Raw genomic sequence first — 20095 nt, 5'->3', positions numbered from 1 at the left:
CTGAATACGTTGCGATACAGCGGGCTTCGACTCGATTATGCCCATGAAGGTTACCTTGACGAAGCCTCCCGTGTGATCCGACGCCTGTTCCCGTTAATGCTGCTTGTGCTCGCCCGCATGGCCATGGCCATGCCGGATGTGCCGTTGCGCCCTGCCGACGCGGAATGGCTGCGCCATCATCCGGTGCTCATCGTGGGCGCGTATCCGGAGGGCTACCCGCCTTTCGAGGAACTGCGCGACGGCGAGCTGGAAGGCCTGGGCCCGGATTACCTGCGCGAACTGGCCGGCGAGCTGGGCGTGACGCTGCAGACGCGGGAATACCCCAGCTGGCCGGCGTTGCTGGCCGCGCTGGCGAAAGGCGAGATCGACGTGGCGACCTCGGTCACCCCGCTCGAACAGGGCATGCCGGGTATCCGGGTGGGCGCCACGTACTTCGAATCGCTTCCCGCGCTGGTGGAGCGCATCGATGCGCCCATCGTCCATCGCCCGGGCGACCTGCGCGGCAAGCGGCTGGCGGTGCACACCGGGTATTTCGACATCGCCGCGCTGCGCCGCGAGTTGCCCGATACCACGCTGGTGGAGACGGCCTCCACCGCGGAGGCGCTGGGCCGGGTAAGCCGGGGCGATGTGGATGCCTACCTGGACAACCCTTATTCGGCGCGCGAGTTCGTCGCGCGCCTGCGCCTGGACCACGAATTGCGCGTCGGCAGCCCCGTGGCGCTGCCGATCAGCGCGCTGGCCTTCGCGGTGCCGGCCTCCCGTGCACCGCTGGGCCGCGCGCTTGATCACGCCCTGGGCGAACTCACGGCCGCCGACCACGGCCGCCTGCGCGCGCGCTGGGTGGGGCGCGACATCGCTCCGCGGCCCCGCGAGGCCGGTATTCCGCTGAGCGAGAAGGAAAAAGACTGGCTGCGGGCGCTGCCGCCGCTGCGCCTGGGCGTGGACCCCAGCTATGCGCCTTTCAGCCTGATCACCGGCCGGGGCGAGGCGGAGGGTCTGTCGCTGGATTACGTGCGCGAAATCGCCGCGGAACTGGGCATCCGGGTCACCCAGGTGCCCAGCGAGAACTGGGCCGGCACCGTGGAGCGCGTGCACCGAGGCGAGGTGGATGTGGTGGCCGCGATCAATCCGCAGAGCGCCACGGCCCCCTTCCTGGAGCCGAGCGTGCCCTACCTCGACTTCCCGATCATGATCGTCACGCGCGAAGGCGCGCCCACCATCGCCGGTCGCGACGACCTCGCCGGCAAGCGCGTGCTGGGCAACACCACCCGTGAGCCGATCCGCCGGCTGCTGTCGCGCATCCCGGGCGTCCAGATCGTCTCCGTCGACACCGAGGCGGAGGGCCTGCGTCGGCTGGCGGCAGGCGAGGGCGACGCGTTCGTCGGCAACCTGGCATCCGTCGATTACCTGATCCGCGACAACTTTCTCGGCCAGCTCAAGGTGGCCGCCCCCACCGGCGACAACGAGGCCATCGCCATCGGCGTGCGGCGTGAACTCGCGCCGCTGGTGCCGCTGGTCAACCGTGTGCTGGTCAACCTGTCGACGCACCGCCAGCAGGAGATCCGCAACACCTGGTTCGCCTCGCACTACGTGGTCGGGCCCACCTGGCGCGAGATCGCCGGGCGCGTGGTGCCGTTCGTGGCAGTGCTGCTGGCCTCGTTGATCGCGATCAGCTACGCCTACCTCAACCTGCGCCGTGAGACACGCCGGCGCGAACGCACGGAGCGGCGCCTCGCCGAGGTCACCGCCCACGTGCCCGCGGTGGTGTACGAAGCGGTGCGCGGTCTCGACGGCACCTATGCCATGGCCTACGTGGGCGGCGATCCGCAAAGCATCCTCGGCATGGAGCCCGGCCAGTTGCTGGCCGCGGGCGAGGCCATGCTGGCACCCGTGCCGGAAGACGATCGTGAGGCCCTGCGCGCCGCCTTCGAGCGCTCGGCGCGTGAGCTCACGCCGCTGCATGTCACCGTGCGCGCGCACGTCGGCGGACGCACGCGTTACCTCAGCTCCGACGCGGTCCCGCTGGCGGCCGCCGACGGCAGCGTGCGCTGGAACGGCTACTGGGTGGATGTAACCGCGCAGGAGCTGGCATCGCGCGGCATGGCGCATGCACGCGACGAAGCCGAGGCCGCCACGCGTGCCAAGAGCGACTTCCTGGCCACGATCAGCCACGAGATCCGCACGCCGATGAACGGCGTGATCGGCCTGCTCGACGTGCTGGAACGCACGTCGCTGGATACCGACCAGCGCAAGATGGTCTCTACCATCGAGCACTCGGCGGAAGCCCTGCTGCACATCCTCGACGACGTGCTGGATTTCTCGAAGATCGAAGCCGGGCACCTCACCTTCGACCCGCGTCCGGCCGATCCTCGCGGCATCGTCGAAGGTGCCATGGCGATCATGGCGGCGCAGGCGGAATCCAAGGGCCTGCGCCTGGAAGCCTCGTTCGACCCAGGGCTGGCCCCGGCCGTCACCGTCGACGACGGGCGCCTGCGCCAGGTGTTGCTCAACCTGCTGGGCAATGCGATCAAGTTCACGGTGGAGGGCTCGGTGCTCATGGCGGTGCACGTGGATGAACACCACGGCGCACGCCAGCGCCTGCGTTTCGTCGTGCGCGACACCGGCATCGGCATCCATGCGGCCAAGTTGCGGCACGTGTTCGCGCCGTTCAGTCAGGCCGAATCCTCGACCACCCGCCGCTTCGGCGGCACCGGCCTGGGCCTGACCATCGCCCGGCGACTGGTCGAGCGCATGGGCGGGCACATCGTCATCGAGAGCGAGCCGGGGCAGGGCACCACGGTCACCGTCACCCTGGAACTGATGATCGCCGAGGTGCCCGTGCCCACGCAGGCCCAGAACGGCGATGCGTCCGTATCGCCCATACCGGCGCGCGATGCGCGGATCCTCCTGGCGGAGGATCACCCGGTAAACCAGGAGCTGGTTCGCGTGCAGCTGGCCTTGCGCGGCTACCGCTGCGATGTGGTGGACGACGGCGTGGCTGCGCTGGAGGCACTGGCCGCGCGGGAGTACGACTTGTTGCTGGTGGACTGCCACATGCCGCGTATGGACGGCTATGCGGTGGCGCAGGAGGTGCGTCGCCGCGAGGCGGGCGGCTCGCGCCGGCTCCCCATCGTGGCGATGACCGCGGATGCGCGCGCCGAGCAGCAGGAATTGTGTCGGGCCGCCGGCATGGACGACCTGCTGCGCAAGCCGATCCGGCTCGAAGCCTTCCACGCGGCCGTCGCCCGCTGGCTCGGCGACACCGGGGTACCGCTCGCCGACGATCGCGTGGCCCCGTCGAGCGTCGTGCCCGTTGGCGCCGGGATGTCCGGCGTCGACGCATCGGACACCGACGAGGGCATACCCGATGTGGACATGGACCGGATGCGTCGCGCGTTCGGTTCGGACGAGAACATCGCCAGCGTCATCGATGCCGGCGTGCAGGCCACGCGCGAGGCGCTGGCGCGGTTGGATGCGGTCGCCGTGGATGCCCACACCGAGGCCGTGGCCGGCTGGATTCATCACGTGCTCGGGGGCGTGCACGTGTTCGGGCACTCGCCGGTGGGTCACCGGGGCGAACGCATGGAGCTCGCCCTGCGTGAAGGCGCCGCGGTGGACGACGACGCGTTGCGCGACTTCGCGGCGGATGTCGCCACGTTCACCGATGGGCTGGAGCGCCTCGCGATTCGCCTGCGCCGGAACGCGCCCGCCCCGCCGGACGCTCAGTCGTAGGACACGTCCATGATCGCGAAGCGCGTGCGCCCGCCGGGCAGTTCCGCGTCGAACTCGTCGTCCAGGCGTTTCTTCAGCACGGCGCGAGCCATGGGCGAGTCGATGCTGATCCAGCCCTTGCGGGCATCGGTCTCGTCGGGCCCGACGATGCGGTAACGCACCGTCTCGCCGCTTTCCACGTTTTCCAGGGTCATCGTGGCGCCGAAGAACACGGCGTCGCGTTGCGAGGGCGCGGCCTCGACCACCTTCAGCGCCGGGATGCGCTTGCTGAGGTAGCGCGCGCGACGGTCGATCTCGCCGAGCTGCTTCTTCCGATAGGTGTACTCGGCGTTTTCCGACCGATCGCCTTCGGCCGCGGCCGCGGCCAGCGCCTTGACCACCTCGGGCCGCACGGTGTGCCACAGGTGGTCCAGTTCGGCCTTCAGGCGTTCGAAGCCCTCCCGCGTGATGATCGCGGTGGACGAGGGAGAGGGTGGGCGCCAGCGACTCATGGCGTGGCCTTCGGAACCGGGGGCATGCGCGCGCCGCCGCCCAGCGCATAGCGGACGCCGGTCAGGGCTCGCTGCGTGAAAAGTGTGTCGGCATCGGCGAGGGCATGGCGGGGCATGGCTAATCCTTAAGAATCTCCTGAACAAGTGTACGCAACGATATGCCGTTACGAGAAAAATCGTCATATGCCCGCTTGAGTCCGGGGCGTGCGGCGGGTAACGTGGCCGCCACTGCCTGACCCTGAGTCCCTACATGTCCTTTCGCGTGCCGCGTCCGCTTCTCTTGCTTCCCCTGGCGGTCCTCGCCGGTTGCGCTTCCAGCGGCGGTACACCGCGCGCGGGCAAGGTCACGCCCCAGGTCAATGCCCTCTACGACCGCATGAACCAGGCCAGCAAGGGCTACGAGGCGGCCATCGACCAGGCTCGCCGCGGCGATACCCCGCAGGCGGCGCAAACACGCAAGCAGGCCCTCGACCAGCTCAAGGATGCCTCCGCCCGCTGCAGCCTTACGCCGGGCTGCGATCCGCAGCGTTTCGCCGCCGTCTTCGACCGGCTGCTGCGCCTGAAGGACGGCAGCTTCATCGAGGGCGAGGACGCCGACGATACCGAGCAGGGTGCCGAGGTGGGCGTACAGCCCGGCGACGCCAACCTGCCCGGCTCGGTGGCGGTCGGCTCGCTGCCCGCGGCGCAGCGCAGCGTCACCATGTTGAAGGGCCACCAGTTTTCCGACCTGATGGTGATGAACGGGCCGGTCAAGGCGGCGCTGGAGCTGTGGCTGACGCAGCTGCGGCCCAACTTGATGGACGCCTACGTCAACTACCAGATGATGCGTTACAAGATGTGGCCGGCCTACAAGAAGGCCGACCTTCCCGAGGCGCTGCTGTTCGGCATCATGGCCAAGGAATCCGGCGGCAAGGTGCACGCGGTCTCGCGCTCGGGCGCGTCGGGCCCCCTGCAGTTCATGTACGCCACGGGCCTGCGTTTCGGCCTCAGCAACGCCGACGGCTTCGACCAGCGCTTCGATCCGACCATGGCCGCGCAGGCCAACGCGGAGTACATCGACGAACAGCTGGCCGCGTTCAACAACAACCTGGAAATGACCCTGGCCGCCTATAACGGCGGGGAAGGGCGCATGCGCCGCATTGCCGCCGGCAGCCCGGGTGCCAGCTTCTACGATCCGCAGATCTATGGGCAGATGTCGGCCGAAACCCGCGACTACGTGCCCATGGTGCTGGCCGCCGCCTGGCTGTTCCTGCATCCGGACAGCTACCACCTGCGCTGGCCGAAGATCGACGGTGAGCCGGGCCAGATCGTGCTCAAGCGACCGGCCTCGCTGTCGGAGCTGACCATCTGCCTGGGCTCGTCGCAGGACATGCCCGAGGGCTGGTTCCGCACGCTGCGCAACCTCAACCCGCGCCTCGACCCGCAGATCAGCCAGCCGGTGGGTGCGCGCCTGGAGGTCCCCAAGCAACTGGAGAAAGCCTACGCGTCCAGCTGTGCCGACGGCCCCTGGCCCATCCTCGCGTCCGACCTGCACAACGCGGCGAAGATCGTCGCGCCGCCGCCGCCCGCCGCGACCTCGGCCGCTCTGGCCGGTGGCGGATCCTCGTCGTCCTCGTCGTCGCGGGCGTCATCGTCCGCCTCGCGCAGCTACACCGTGCGCAGCGGCGACACGCTGGTCAGCATCGCGCGCAAGAGCAGCTGCGCGGATGTCGAGGACATCGCCCGCATGAACGGCCTCAGGGGCCACCAGTTGAAGGTAGGGCAGTCCATCCGCGTGCCGGTATGCCGGTAAGCGGGAAGGGCCCCGTGTTACGCCAGCGCGCTGGGCGCCATCCAGCGCGACGACGCCTCGCGCGTCTCCGACGTGGACAGTTCCTTGATCTGTCGCATCAGCCGCAGAATCTGGCGATGCAGTTCATCCATGCCCGGACGGCGTGAGCCCAGGGTCTCGTGGTAGACCGCGGCGACCCACAGGGCGACGCCACGCGCGGCGATCAGCGGATTGTCCGACCGCGCCTTGCCCAGGCCCACTTCGGGGCCGTGGCCATGGGCACTGTAGCGCTCGTCGGGCGGCGTGCCGTAGCGGTGAGGGAAATCGCAGGCCGCGGCCTGCTCCATCTCGCGCCTGACCAGTTGCTGCAGGTCGGCATGGGCCCGGACCGGCAGGGAAAGCACCACGCGCTCGATATCGGCAAGCTGTCGACGCAGGCGGATCTCGCGGCTCACGGCGATGAGATGGGTGACCAGGCGCATGATGACTTACCTCGGGCTGACGCTTTCAGCAGGCACCGGGTTCCTCCCCCATGGAGTGGCCGGTCGCCGGGAGCATACCCCCTGAGCAGGTCGAAATGAAGATATTTCGTCACATTGTGACGTGTCGGGTCACCGGTTTGGCTGGGTGCCGACCCAGCGGCCCAGGCGCTGCCCGACCATGACCTGCTGCTGGGGCTGCAGGTCGTCCAGGGCGTAGCCCTCGGGAAGGAGCAGGATGACGGTGGAGCCCATGTTGAACCGGGCCATTTCGCCGAAGCGCTCCAGGGCCACTCCGCGCCCGCGACAGTCCTTGCGGATGATGGACGAGGCATAGGGTGGGATGGCCATGCCGTCCCAGACGGTGGCCACGCTGGAGACCAGGATCGCCCCGACCATCACCGAGACGAACGGCCCGTGTTCGCCGTCGAAATGGCAGACCAGGCGCTCGTTGCGGGCGAACAGGCGCGGGATGTCCTGCACCGCGAACGGTGCGACGCTGAAGATCCGGCCCGGCACGTGGGTGGTACCGGTCAGGGTGCCGGCCAGCGGCATGTGCACGCGGTGGTAATCGCGCGGCGAGAGGTACACCGTGACGAAGCTGCCATTGCGGAAGGGCACGGCGGCGGCCTCGTCGCCCAGCAGCTCGGCGGCGGTGTACTCCTGGCCCTTTGCCTGGAAGATGCGGCCGTCGCGAATCCGGCCGGACTGGCTGATCCGGCCGTCGGCCGGGCACAGCAGGGTCGTGGGATCGTCGTCCGGGCGGCGCGCGCCCGGTTTCAGCTTGCGGGTGAAGAACGCATTGAAGTGCTGGTAGGCCAGCGGGTCCGGCTGCGCGGCCTGGCTCATGTCCACGTCGTAGCGCTGGACGATCTCCCGGATGAGGAAGTTCTTCCAGGGCGCCCATGCCCAGCGCGTCGCCCAATAGACGATCCGCGAGAGGAACCGGTGCGGGAGGATGTACTGCAGCAGGACCTTTGGCTTCATCGGGGGAGTATAGGCGACCGCCGGCCCTCGCCGCAGCGCCCCGGCTACTTCACCACCGGCAGCTCCAGCCAGGTGCCGTCGGCGCCGCCGCGGAACACCTTTTGCGTGGCCTTTTTATAGTCGCCCGGCTTCGCATTGAAGATATTCGGCACGAACGTCTGGGGGTTGCGGTCGTACAGCGGAAACCAGCTGGACTGGACCTGCACCATCACGCGGTGCCCGGGCAGGAAGACGTGGTTCACCGTGGGCAGGGGGAAGCGATAGGCCTGGGCCTTGCCCGGTACCAGGGCTTTCGGGGTGGCATAGCCCTCGCGATAGCGCCCACGGAAGATCTCCATGGCTATCGGCAACTGGTAGCCACCCATGGACGGTTCCGCTTCCACCTCGTCCGGGTAGACGTCGATCAGCTTCACCACCCAGTCGCTGTCCGTGCCGCTGGTGGAGGCGAGCAGGTGGACCAGGGGTTCGCCGGCGATGCCCATCGGCTGGATCAGCACCGGCGATACGTAGGTCAGCACGTCGGTGCGCGTGGCGAACTGGCGCTGGTCGTCCACCAGCCATTCGGGCCAGCTGTCTTCCCGGTCGGCCACGCCGTGCGACCACGATTGGATGGGGCGCACGCGGTAGGGCACCGGCTTGGCCGGATCAGACACATAGGCGTCCTCGCCCGTCGCGGGCGCCGTCGTGCCGAGCGTACCGTCCGCGCCCACGAACCAGCGTTGCATCGTCGGCGCGCAGCCCGTGCGGCAGGCGGACGGCCAGGTGTCCAGCTGGCGCCAGGTGTTCGCGCCGGTGACGAAGGCGTTGACCGGTGCGATGCCCGCGCGCGGCGCATCATCCTTCAGGTAGCGGGCGAGGAAGGGCCGCAGGATCGTCTGGCGAAACGTGGTGGCCGTGTTGCTGCCCAGATCGATCGCACCGATGGTGTTGCCCTTCTCCCAGGTCTTGGCGTGGCGCCAGGGACCCAGCACGAGCCACAGTTTCTCGTGGTTCGGGTCGCGCGGGGCCAGCGCCCGGTACACGGCCATGTCGCCGTAATTGTCTTCCTGGTCCCACAGGCTGTGCACGAGCATGGTGGGTACGGTCATCGGCTCGTTCGCCGCTACCTTGTCCAGCGCCTGGTCCGACCAGAAGCTGTCGTAGGCCGGGTGCGCCAGGATCTTCTGCCAGAACCCCAGGGCTTCCATGCCGTAGGCGCGGCCGATGTCGCCGGCGGAGCCGCCCTTGAGGTACAGGTCGTAGTCGTCGCGATGGCCGGTGCTCCAGCCGATGTCGCTGCCGCGCGAGTTCACCATGCCGTAGATGTAGGGGATCATCTGCTGGCGGAACGCGCCGCGATGGAACCAGTCGTCGCCCATCCAGCCGTCGATCATCGGGTTGATCGGCACGGCCACCTTGAGGGCGGGATGCGGGCGGATCGTGGCGACCATCGCCTCGAAACCGTCGTAGGAGATACCGATGATGCCGACCTTGCCGTTGGACTCCGGCACGTGCTTCACCAGCCAGTCGATCGTGTCGTAGATGTCGGACGATTCGTCGATGCCGGTGGGGTTGCCGTGGCCGATCGGCGGCCGGTTCATGACGAAGTCGCCTTCCGAACCGTGCTTGCCGCGAATGTCCTGGATTACGCGGATATAGCCGTCCTGGACCACGACATCGGCCGGGTTGTCGTAGCCGCGCAGGGTGCTGTCCAGGTGGGGGCTGTCGTTGCGGTGGCCCATGCCGTCCGCGCCGTAGGGCGTGCGCGTGAGCAGGATGCCGGCATGCGTGCTGCCCTTGGGCACCAGGATCACGGTGTGCAGTTTCACGCCGTCGCGCATGGGAATCTCGACGGTGCGGCGCACGTAGTCGAAACCGGTGTCGGTGGGAACGAAGTGTGCCGGCGTTTCCGTCGGCAGGGAGTTGTCCGGGGCCATGTCGCCGAACGCCGGGGTCGCAAGGACCCCGGCGGCCAGTGCGACGATGGCCAGTCGCAGGAGGTGATGCATGGCGGCTCCGTCAGAAGTCGTAGGTGACGCCGAAGCGAGCGTAACGCGGCTGGGTGTAACCGATCACCTGCTGGTAGCCGTCGTTCACCGAGTTCTTGCTGCCCGACACCGGGTTGCTTCGCTGCGAGCGTTGCTGGTTCAGCGCGTTGAATACCGAGGCGGTGAAGGCCAGCTTGCGATCGGCCCACAGCGGACGGTATTCGATGTTGACGTCGACCAGTTCCTCCCACGGCTCGCGACCCTTGGCACCGTACGCCGACGGTTCGCCGAAGCAGAAGTGGTAGTAGCTGCCGTAGCCGGACGGGTCGCTCTCGTCCGCACCGTAGCGGCCCAGGCAGGACTTCGGCAGGCCCGACTGGATCAGCAGGTTGGCCGAGACCATCCATTCCGGCGCGACCTGGTACGAGCCGTACAGCTTGATCTGGTGCTTGCGGTCGTTGGCGAGGTAGCCGTTGGCGTAGTTCATCAGCGTGGCGTAGTCCCAGTCACGCGAGGCGGCCACCGAACCCTGGCCCACGTCCGAGCGCACCTGGCCTTCGGTGTTGCCGTAGCTGCGCGAATACAGGTAATCGACCTTGCCCGACCACGTGCCGTCGAACGGATGCGACAGGTACAGGTCCAGCCCGTAGTAGTTGCGCTTGAGGTGCGGGAAGCCGAAGTCCGCGTTGGTCACGGTGACATCGGTGTAGCCGCCGCTGGCCTTGGCCAGCTGGTAGACGTTGGCCCGGCCCGGATTGGACAGGTAGCAGCTGCCTACCGTCACCGCGTCGATGTCCGCCCCCTGGGCCACCGCGGCGCGCGTGATCGCACCGTTGTCGCACACGTCGTCCAGCGCGTTGCGCAGCTTGCGTACCGTGGCCTTGGCACCGGCCACCCATTCGGGGTTCAGTTGCTTGTCCAGGCCAAGGATGTATTCGTCCTGGTACTCGGACTTGATGTTCTTCGCGCTGACCGTCTTCGGGTCGGGCGGCTGGCCGTATTCGCCGTTGGGCGATACCGCGCCGCCGGTGGCGGACTGTACGAAGGTGACACCCGTGGGCAGGCCGCCGGCGTCGATACCCGTATAGGTGAAGTACTGGTTGGTTGCCAGCGACCCGGACGAGGTGCGCAGCGCGACGGAGGCGGGCATGGCGAGGAAGTAGCGTCCCGCGTTGCCGTACACCTTCATGCTCGAATCGCCATTCACGTCCCAGCTGAAGCCGAGGCGCGGCGCCCACTGCGGCTTGGTCAGCTTCAGGTACGGCTGCCCGGCAGGGTTGTAGTTGGTGAACTGGTCGTTGCGCAGGCCCAGCGAGAGCAGCACGCGATCGGTGACCTGCCAGTCGTCCATGACATATTGCGCGCGCTGCTTCACGCGCACCGAGGCCAGCGTGTTGTAGTGACGGTAATACCCGTAGTAACCGGTCTGGCCGCCGGGATAATTGGCCGGCTTGTCGACGAACGGGCTGTCGCTGATGTTGAGGTTGGGATCGCCCTTGGCATACCAGAGTTCGTAACCGTCGCCGCCGATGGTGGTGCCATCGTCGATGTCACGCGAGTCCTGGTTGTCGATGCCCGCGGTGATCGAGTGGTCGCCGGCCTTGTAGTTCAGGTCCACGCGCAGGTTGCGGTTGGTCGACTGGTGATCGGGGTTGTCCACCGTGTCCAGCGTCTGCCCGTTGCTGATCGGCGTACCGCCGTTCAAGGCCGGGTTCTGCTGGCTGACATTGCCCAGGAACGGTCCGGTGACGCCGGTGGCCGGCGGTTCGTTGTAGTAAGTCAGCTTCGACTTGCCGTACAGCGCGGTGAGGGTCAGGTTGTCGGTGATGTAACTGGTGAACTTGGCCGCGTAGACCATGGCGCGGGTCTTGTATGTCGAATCGGTGCTGGCGAAATCGCCTACCGTGTTCGTGTCGTAGTCATAGTTGTACTTGTTGCCGTTGGAACGGTGGGTCTGGTTGACCCCGGTCAGCTCGAGGATGTTGCTGTCGTTGATGTTCCAGTCCAGCTTGCCGTACCACTTCGGGTCCTTGTACGTGTAGCGGGTGTCGTAGGCGTGGTTGACGTCGCCGATGCTGTTGCCCTTGCTGCGCTGCATTTCCACCGCGGCGAAGGCGTACAGCGTGTCCTTGATCAACGGGCCGCCGGCATACGCGCTGACTGTCGTGCTCCACTCGTGGTTGTCGTCGTTGCGCTGGTTGATCGTGCCCGGCGGCGCGGGGTTGTCGTGGCCGTAGGTGATGTTGCGTGCGCTGGCGCGCGCGAAGTCCGGCTCCCACAACACCTGCGCACCGAAGTGCCATTCGTTGGTGCCGCGCTTGCCCACCTGGCTGATGACGCCGCCGTCCGAGCGGCCGTACATCGCGGAATAGCCGCCGCTGAGTATTTCCTGCTGGTCCACCGCGCCATAGGGCAGGGTGACGCCGCCGAAACCGCTGAGCGGGTCGGTGGTGTTCATGCCGTTGATGTAATACGCGTTCTCGGAGACCGCGGAACCCGCGAAGCTGACCAGGCTGCCGCCGAACGCGTTCTGGAAACCGGAATAGCCCGGCGAGGCGCCCGGAGCCAGCAGGGCGATCGCCTCGGCCGAGCGCTGCAGCGGCAGGCGCGCCATGTCGGCCGCCGTGATCACGGTGCTGGAGGCGACGGTGGCGACGTCGATCTTCGCCACCTGCGTGGCCGAGACGGTTACCTGATCGAGCTGCTGTGCCGAGGCCGACGAGCCGGCGGACGCGAACGAGACATCGGTGGCCGCACCGACGCGCAGGGTGACGTTGTCACGTGAATCGACCACCTGGCCGTTGGCCTTGAGCGACACCTTGTACGTGGCCAGCGGCAGCGCTTCGGCGACATAGCGGCCGCGGGGATCGACGGCCACCTCGCGGGTGAGGCCGTTGCTGCCTTCGATCAGGACGGTTTCGCCGGCGGCGACCGGCGCGCTGCCAGCGATGCGGCCGGTGGTGGCCTGGCCGTAGGCCACGCCGGTGAGCGAAGCCGCGACGGCGGCACATAACAGGCTGCGTCGAAGATAAGGACGGGGAATCATGGGTTGCTCCGGGAAGGACAGATAAGGACAAGGGTGGGTTGGCCGTCCTGGCGCATTGTTTTCGGATCAGGCATAGGCGATATCGCCGACGGCTTTGCCGAGGGCGGCGATACCGCGGGATTTTTCCGCGCGCCGGTCGGTGACCAGCAGGTCGATACGATCAGCGGGGCACCAGGCGACGCGACTGCGCACGCCGATCTTGGAATGGTCGGCGGCAATGACGATGCGTCGCGCGTTCGCGCACATCGCCCGCGCGATCTCGGCTTCTTCCATCTCGAAACTGCTGGCGCCCGCCTTGGCGTCGATGCCCACCGGCGAGAGGATCACCATGTGCGGTTGGTAGCGTCCGATCTCGGCGATGGTGGCCGAGCCGTTGGTGCAGCCGATCTGCGCATCGAAGCGTCCGCCCAGCAGGTGCACGTCGTTGCCGGGACGCGAGGCGAAGCGCGCGGCCACGTCCACCGCGTTGGTGACGATGGTGAGCCCCGTACGGGTGGCCAGCGCTTCGGCCACCAGGTTCATCGTGCTGCCGGCGTCCATGAAGATGGTCTGTCCGCTCTCGACCAGACTGGCCACCTTCCGCGCGATGGCGCGTTTTTCGCGGACGCGGGTGGCGTGGCGCACGGCGATCGGCGGTTCGTCGCCGGTGAGCACGGCACCGCCGTGCACGCGACGGATCTCGCCGCGGGCGGCCAGTTCGACCAGGTCGCGGCGGATCGTCTCGCGCGACACGCCCAGCTCGGTCACGATGCGCTCGACGGATACCTGGCCGCTGGTGCTGAGCAGGTCACGGATACGGGTGTGTCGTTCTTCATGCCACATGGCGTCGGTCCCTGAGTGTGTGGAGGAGGAGGCGCATGGCGCCGAGTGCGAGGCCGCCGGCGGCCACCACGCATGTCGCGTAGGCGGCGGCCGGGGCCAGGAAGCCGTTTTCGTCCAGGCGCATCACCGACACCGAGGCCAGGCCCAGGTCGGCGGTTACCAGGAAGATCACGCCCGACAGCGTCACCATCGAGCGCATGAACAGGTAGAAGAACGCCGCGATCGCCGCCGGCGCCGCGAACGGCAGCACGGCGTCGCGCAGCACGTGGCGTGTATCGCCGCCGCACACGGCCACCGCATCTTCCAGGGCGTCGGGCACGCGGCGCATGCCCGTCTGCATCGTGAGGAAGGTGGGTGCGTGATAGTGGTAAAGGCTGCATGCCGCCACGATCGCCACGCTGCCATACAGCCATGTCGACAGCACGCCATGGTTGAACGCCAGTACGTAACCCAGGCCCAGCACCATGCCGGGGACGGCGGCGGGCAGGGCCGCCACTACCTGCAGCGGGCGGGCCAGCCATCCGGGCAGGCGACGCAGGCCCGCCGACAGCATGAACACGCCGACCACACCGACGGTCGCGGCGAGCAGCGACATGCCCACCGATGTCGCCACGGGGCCGTAGCCTTCCGGCATGCCGCCCAGGTAGTTGGCGAGGGTAAGCGTGCGATCGTACGGCCACAGCCTGACCACGCTCACGTACACCACCGTGCCGAGGGTGACGACGATCGACAGCACCGCCAGCGCGGCAACCCCGCCCAGGGCGGCGTCACGCCAGGGATGCCGTTCCGGCCGCAGCGCATGGCCGGGGCTGGCGTCGCCCAGGTCCTGCCGGCGTCGCGCCAGACGGCCCAGCCACACCGACAACAGCGCCGGGGCCAGCAGCAGCACGCCCAGCGTGGCACCCATGGCGAAATCACGCTGGCCCACCACTTCGCTGTAGATCTCCATGGCCAGCACGCGGTAGTTGCCACCGACCACCACGGCACTGCCGAAGTCGGTCAGTGTCTCCGTGAAGACCAGGAACGCGGCGGCCCAGAGGGCGAAGCGAATCCGCGGCAGGGTCACGTCGACGAACTGCCGCCAGGGCGTGGCCCCCATCGACGCCGCTGCGTCGTAATGGCGTGCGGGCGTGCGTTCCAGTGCGGCCGAGACGATGACGACCACCTGCGGCAGGCCATACATCAGGTTGGCCAGCAGCAGGCCCAAGAAACCGTAGATGTCGGTGGGCCAGCCCGTCAGCCGGTGCACGAGGCCGTTGCGTCCCAGCAGGCAGACCAGGCCGAGGCCGAGCACCAGCGAGGGCGCCAGCATGGGCAGCAGCAGCGCGCCGCGGATCAGCGCCTTGCCGGGCAGGCGCGAGCGATGCAGGGCCATCGCCACGCACAGGCCGATGGCGAGGGTGCCCAGCGTGGTGGTCGCGCCGATAACCACGCTGTGCCATGCCGCGCGCGGCAGGCCGGGGTCGTCCAGCAGCCGCGCGTAGTTGGCCAGCGTGAAGGCGCCCTGGTCGTCCACGAGGCTGCGCGTCAGCACGCTCAGCAGCGGATGCAGGAAGAATACGCACAGGCCCAGCAATGGCAGCGCCACCATCGGCATGCCGGGCAGCAGGGAGCGCTTCATGTCGTCACCCAGGCGCCGCGCGATGCATCGACGGTCACGGCCTCGCCTCGCGCCAGCGTGCTGCGGCCGGGCAGTTCGACGAGCAGCGAGCGACCGCGCCAGGCCACGCGGGCGTGCGCGAGGCTGCCCAGGAAGGTCAGTTCCTCGACCACCCCCTCGCCGCGCGGGTCGGCCGCGATCGTGAGGTCTTCCGGGCGCACGCACAGCTCGAACGTGGCCTCCGCGCCGGGCGGCCGTCGTTCGAGGAACGCGGGCAGGGCTTCCCGTACCAGGGTCGTCGGCAGCAGGTTGGCCTTGCCGACGAAGCCGGCGACGAAGCGCGTGCGCGGCCGCTCGTACAGGCAACGTGGCGAGCCAACCTGTTCCACGCGTCCTTTGTTCATGCAGACCACGGTGTCGGCCATGGACAGGGCTTCGTCCTGGTCGTGGGTGACCATGAGCGTCGGAATGCCCAGCGACCGCTGGAGTGAACGGATCTCCACACGCAACTGCGCGCGGATGGCCGGGTCCAGCGCCGACAGCGGCTCGTCCAGCAGCAGCATGGCCGGGTTGCTGGCCAGGGCGCGAGCCAGGGCGACGCGCTGCTGTTGTCCGCCGGACAGCTGATCGGGAAAACGCGCCTGCAGGTCGCCCATGCCGACGCGCGCAAGCAGGTCGTCGGTGCGCGTGGCGATCGTGGCGGGGCTCTCGCGACGCAGGCGCATCGGGTATCCGATGTTGGCCGCGACCGTCATGTCGGGAAACAGCGAGTAGGACTGGAATACCAGGCCCATGCGGCGATCGCGAGGCGGTAGCGCGGTGATGTCCCGGTCGCCCAGGATCACGCGCCCGCGGTCGGGCGGCGTGAGGCCGGCGACGATGCGGAGCAGGGTCGTCTTGCCGCAGCCGCTGGGGCCGAGCAAACAGACCAGATCGCTCTCGCCGGCCTGGAAGGACACGCCGTCGAGCACGGTGTGACCGCTCCAGGCCTTGGTGATGTCGTCGATGCGAAGGTGCATGGTGCCCTGGTCTCCGATGGCCGCGGCGTCAGCGCGTCGATCGTTTGTAGCGGTCGATGAGCGCGGCGCGTTCGCGCGCCGCGCTGGCGAAATCACGTGCGGGCAGGGTGGCGACGACGTCGGCCGGCAGCCCCTGCCGTTGCTGTTCGGCGCTGGGCACGCTGCCGGGGGCGGCCACGATTTCCTTGAAACCGCGGTAGAGCGCGGCGGCCTGGGGGGATGCCGTCCAGTCGAGGAACCGGCGCGCATCCGCCGCGTGCGCGGCGCCTTTCATCAGTGCCGAGCCCTCCAGTTCGTATCCTGCGCCGTCGGCTGGGATCACCATCGTGATCGGGTAGCCCTGGCGGATGGACTGCATCGCGGAAAAGGCGAACGAGATACCGATGGGGAATTCACCGATGCGCGCCAGCTTGCAGGGCGCCGAGCCGGACAGCGTGACCTGCCCGACGTTGCGTGCGATGGCCGTCACCAGCGCCATGCCGCGTGCATCGCGCCCCGCGTCGGTGAGCGAGGACAACACCATGTAGCCCGTGCCGGAGGACGCCGGATCGGGCATGGCGACCTGGCCGCGGTAACGGGGCGATGCCAGGTCTCGCCAGGTGCGCGGCATGGGCAGGCCGCGCTCGGCCAGTGCTTCCCGGTTGACGCACAACGCCGCCAGATAGCCGGTGGGGGCGAACCATGTGCCGTCCGCCCCGCGAAAACGTGCGGGCATGGCGTCGATGTGCTCGCCATGGACCGGCGTCAGCAGCGGGGCGATGCGCGGATCGAGCAGGTCGGTCACCGCCATGCCCCAGATCGCGTCGTTACGTGGTTGTGCGGATTCCGCCAGCAGGCGTGCGGCAAGATCGCCGCTGGAAAGACGCAGCACATGGATGTCCAGGTCCGGCAAGGCATGCTTCGCCGCATCCAGGTAGGTGGCTATCTCGTCGCTTTCCAGCGCGGAATAGACGGTGACCTGGCCCGCTTGCACCACGCCGCAGGCCACGCCCAGGGCGACTGTCATGGCAATGCTGCGGAATGGACGCATGGATGGCCCTATGCTGTGACGCGGGTTGTCTTCCACCTGAGGGGGTACCATACCCCACCAATGTGGCATTTTGGGTATATTTGCAAAGCTGTGGTTTTACTTCCAGCAGAGAATTTTCGTTTTTGTCATCCCACCGAAACGTGTTGCCGCTAAGAGGCGCACGGCCAATCCCAGGAGTTCTGTCGATGGAATCGTTGTCCGCCGCCGGGCGGAAGGAGTTCGAGGCATTCGCCACCGGCATCGCCGATAACGCCCGCGCGCTGTCGTTGCCGCGGTTTCGCCGGCCCGTCGACGTCACCCTCAAGGGCGACATGAGCCCCGTGACGGCCGTGGACCGCGGCGTGGAATCGATGCTGCGCGAGCGCATCGAGCACGCCTGGCCCACCCATGGGTTGCTCGGCGAGGAATACGGCGCCACGCGCACGGACGCGGAATTCGTCTGGTCGATCGACCCGATCGACGGCACCCGCAGTTTCATCTCCGGCTGGCCGCTGTGGGGCACCCTGCTGGCACTGCTGCACCAGGGCCGACCCGTCATGGGCCTGCTCGACATGCCCGCCCTGGACGAACGCTGGATCGGTCACGTGGGGGTCGGTACCACGATGAACGGGCGGCCATGCCGCACCACGGGCTGCGAGGCCCTGGCCGACGCCACGCTCTACACCACCACGCCGGACATGTTCGACGCGGCGGAGTGGACACGCTTCGATCGCACCAGCCGCGCGGCGTACAGCCGTCGCTTCGGTGGCGACTGCTACGGCTACGGCATGCTGGCCTCCGGGCATATCGATGCCGTGATCGAAGCGAACCTCATGCCGTACGACTACCTGGCCATCGCGCCGGTGGTGCAGGCGGCCGGTGGTGTCATGACCGACTGGGAAGGCCGCGACCTGGGCCTCGACAGCGGCGGGCGCGTCGTCGCCGCGGCCACGCCCGCCCTGCATCGGGCGATCATCGCTTCACTGCAACAGGACTGACCTGCATGGTCTCGCGCGATCGTCGCCGTTTCCTCCAGGCCGCCGGCACCACCGTCGTCGCCTCGCTGGTGGCGCAGGGTTTCCCGGCGTCGATCGCACGCGCCATGGCCACTGCGCCCGACCGCCGCACGGGCAGCATCGCCGACGTCGAGCACGTGGTCATCCTCATGCAGGAAAACCGCTCGTTCGATCACTATTTCGGCAGCCTGCGTGGGGTGCGTGGGTTCGGCGACACGCGCGTGCTGGAGCTGGGCAACGGCGATCCGGTCTGGAAGCAACCGGTGGCCACGTCGCACACCAAGGTATGGAAGTCGCGTGGATTGGCCGACGACGTGGCCTGGGTCTATCCCTTCCACCTGGATACCCGTGCCAGCGGCGACCATCACGAGGGCACGGATCATGGGTGGAGCACCGGGCACGGCGCGTGGAACCTGGGCCGCAACGATCGCTGGATCGAGCAGAAGCAGGATGTGCTGACCATGGCCTACCTGCGTCGTGAGGACGCGTCGTTCCATTACGCCCTCGCTGACGCATTCACCGTATGCGATGCGTACCATGCCTCCGCGCTCGGCGACACCGCGATCAATCGCATCTACCTGTGGAGCGGATCGTGCGATCCGTCGGGACGGCTGGGGCGCAAGTCGAACGGTCCGGGCACCGAAGAGCGTGCAGATGCCAACGGCTACACGTGGACGACCTATCCCGAGCGGCTTGAGAAGGCCGGTATCCGCTGGCGCGTCTACCAGGGCGGCACGGGCGAGCCGGGTTCGCCCACCGACAACTACACCGACAACTCGCTGGAGTTCTTCGCCGCCTACCAGGTGAAGGAGGGCGCGGACCCGCACGGTGCGCTGGTGCGCAACGGTGCCTCCACCCACACCTTGCGCGAACTGCGCGACGACGTGATCCACGGCCGGCTGCCGCAGGTCAGCTGGATCGTCGCGCCTTATCAATACAGCGAACATCCCACCTCATCCCCGGCCGACGGCGCGTTCTACATCCGCCGCGTGCTCGATGCACTCACCGTCAACCCGAAGGTGTGGTCGCGCACGGTGCTGTTCCTCAACTACGACGAGAACGACGGTTTCTTCGATCATGTGGTGCCGCCGGCGCCGCCGTTGCGCAGCGAGGAAAACGCGCAGGGCAGGGTGTCGGACGACCTGATCGCCGGGCTGGCCGACGAGATCGTGGACCTCGATGCGCATCCACGCCTTCCTTCGCCCATCGTCGCCGGCAGCGATCCCCTCGGCAGGCAGCCGGTCGGCTTGGGCAACCGGGTGCCCATGATCGTGGTGTCCCCGTGGACGCGTGGTGGTTGGGTCTGTTCGGAGACCTTCGACCATACCTCGGTGCTGCGTTTCCTCGAAAAGCGCTTCGGCATCGAGGAACCCAACATCAGCGCGTGGCGTCGTTCGGTGTGCGGCGACCTGACCAGCGCCTTCGACTTCACCGGCAAGGCCGACATCGGTATGCCGGCACTGCCGGTGCCTGCGGGTTCGCAAGGCAAGGCAGCCATCGACGTGCCGCGCAGTCCGGTCATGCCCGTGCCGGAGCCCGGCACGCGGCCGGCGCGACCGCTCGGCTATGCGTGGTCGGTCGATCATGTGCTTCAGGAGGGTGGCAGCGTCCTGGCTTTCACCAACACGGGCACGCTGGGCGTGGCCTTGCTTGTTTACGACGGCGTTCGCCGCGACGACCCGCCGCGTCGCTATGCCGTGAGCGCGGGTCGTCGCGTCGTCGACCGCTGGACGTTGGCCACGCCCGGCGATGCGTACGATCGGCGTGTTCACGGACCCAACGGCTACCTCGCCCATCTGCGCGGCTTCGGCGACGATCGCCTCGAAGCCACGGTCGCCGGTTGTCCCGGCGAGCGCCGAATCGTCGTGCGGCTGGCCAACCGGGGCGAGCACGGCATCCGCGTCCATGTCGTCGATACCTACGACAGCGCTGCCGCACGGGTGATCGACCTTGCCGCGCGGCAGGCGACCTCGGTGCCCCTCGACCTGGCCGCGCGTGCCGGGTGGTACGACTTCGCAGTCACGCTGCCGACGTCGCCCCGTTACCTGCGCCGTTTCGCCGGGCACCATGAGGATGGTCATCCCGCGACCAGCGATCCGGGCCCGCGTGTCATAACTCCTTTCGCCGTCGACGTTTAGCCGGGACCTGCCGTCGAC

General features: G+C 68.1%; 13 protein-coding genes. 4 read left to right on the top strand and 9 right to left on the bottom strand.

From position 1 onward, the window contains the following. Positions 1–96 precede the first annotated feature (96 nt). Positions 97–3732 carry a transporter substrate-binding domain-containing protein gene (locus QRN34_RS01310; protein WP_285401312.1) on the top strand — a complete coding sequence of 1212 codons (3636 nt, stop codon included), beginning with the start codon at positions 97–99 and terminating at the stop codon, positions 3730–3732. Here QRN34_RS01310 and greB read toward each other — a convergent pair. Continuing rightward, positions 3723–4223 carry a transcription elongation factor GreB gene (greB, locus tag QRN34_RS01305; protein WP_285401310.1) on the bottom strand — a complete coding sequence of 167 codons (501 nt, stop codon included), beginning with the start codon at positions 4221–4223 and terminating at the stop codon, positions 3723–3725. The genes QRN34_RS01310 and greB overlap by 10 nt on opposite strands. A 250-nt stretch (positions 4224–4473) precedes the next feature. Between greB and QRN34_RS01300 the strand changes: the two genes are divergently transcribed. Next, entirely contained in the window at positions 4474–6015 is a 1542-nt protein-coding gene (locus QRN34_RS01300; RefSeq protein WP_285401309.1) for a transglycosylase SLT domain-containing protein, read from the top strand. A gap of 17 nt (positions 6016–6032) precedes the next feature. Here the strand turns inward: QRN34_RS01300 and QRN34_RS01295 are convergent, their stop codons facing one another. The 8 genes from QRN34_RS01295 to QRN34_RS01260 all read right to left on the bottom strand — a co-directional run bounded on the left by QRN34_RS01295 (position 6033) and on the right by QRN34_RS01260 (position 16920). Continuing rightward, positions 6033–6476, bottom strand: a complete 444-nt coding sequence (locus tag QRN34_RS01295; RefSeq protein ID WP_285401308.1) for a hypothetical protein — start codon at positions 6474–6476, stop codon at positions 6033–6035. A gap of 129 nt (positions 6477–6605) precedes the next feature. Then, a complete protein-coding gene (asd, locus tag QRN34_RS01290; RefSeq protein ID WP_285401307.1) occupies positions 6606–7460 on the bottom strand; it encodes an archaetidylserine decarboxylase in 855 nt (284 codons plus the stop codon). 44 nt (positions 7461–7504) lie between these two features. After that, the gene (locus QRN34_RS01285) at positions 7505–9448 is read right to left on the bottom strand and encodes a CocE/NonD family hydrolase (RefSeq protein WP_285401305.1); all 1944 of its coding nucleotides are present in this window, start codon (positions 9446–9448) and stop codon (positions 7505–7507) included. Between the two features lie 10 nt (positions 9449–9458). Then, positions 9459–12473: a TonB-dependent receptor gene (locus tag QRN34_RS01280; protein WP_285401303.1), complete on the bottom strand. Its 3015-nt coding sequence runs from the start codon at positions 12471–12473 to the stop codon at positions 9459–9461. A gap of 66 nt (positions 12474–12539) precedes the next feature. Further along, complete coding sequence (locus QRN34_RS01275; RefSeq protein ID WP_285401301.1) at positions 12540–13295, bottom strand: DeoR/GlpR family DNA-binding transcription regulator; 756 nt, start codon at positions 13293–13295, stop codon at positions 12540–12542. Beyond that, positions 13285–14916 (bottom strand): ABC transporter permease subunit, encoded by a 1632-nt coding sequence (locus QRN34_RS01270; protein ID WP_285401299.1) that lies wholly within the window; start codon positions 14914–14916, stop codon positions 13285–13287. Before QRN34_RS01270 ends, QRN34_RS01275 begins: the two co-directional genes overlap by 11 nt. Continuing rightward, on the bottom strand, positions 14913–15914 hold the full coding sequence (locus QRN34_RS01265; RefSeq protein ID WP_285401297.1) for an ABC transporter ATP-binding protein: 1002 nt from the start codon (positions 15912–15914) through the stop codon (positions 14913–14915). The genes QRN34_RS01270 and QRN34_RS01265 overlap by 4 nt, the downstream gene beginning before the upstream one ends. 28 nt (positions 15915–15942) lie before the next feature. Then, entirely contained in the window at positions 15943–16920 is a 978-nt protein-coding gene (locus QRN34_RS01260; RefSeq protein ID WP_285401295.1) for an ABC transporter substrate-binding protein, read from the bottom strand. A 209-nt stretch (positions 16921–17129) separates the two neighbouring features. Here QRN34_RS01260 and hisN point away from each other — a divergent pair, with 209 nt between their 5' ends. Continuing rightward, positions 17130–17921, top strand: coding sequence for a histidinol-phosphatase (hisN, locus tag QRN34_RS01255; RefSeq protein ID WP_285401293.1), 792 nt, complete (start codon positions 17130–17132; stop codon positions 17919–17921). 5 nt (positions 17922–17926) lie between these two features. Beyond that, entirely contained in the window at positions 17927–20077 is a 2151-nt protein-coding gene (locus QRN34_RS01250; protein WP_285401291.1) for a phospholipase C, phosphocholine-specific, read from the top strand. Positions 20078–20095 lie beyond the last annotated feature (18 nt).

The organism is Luteibacter sp. ME-Dv--P-043b, assembly GCF_030209605.1.
Classification (GTDB): domain Bacteria; phylum Pseudomonadota; class Gammaproteobacteria; order Xanthomonadales; family Rhodanobacteraceae; genus Luteibacter.
Note: the sequence above shows the minus strand (reverse complement) of the source record. Positions and strands in the feature narration are given on the sequence as shown.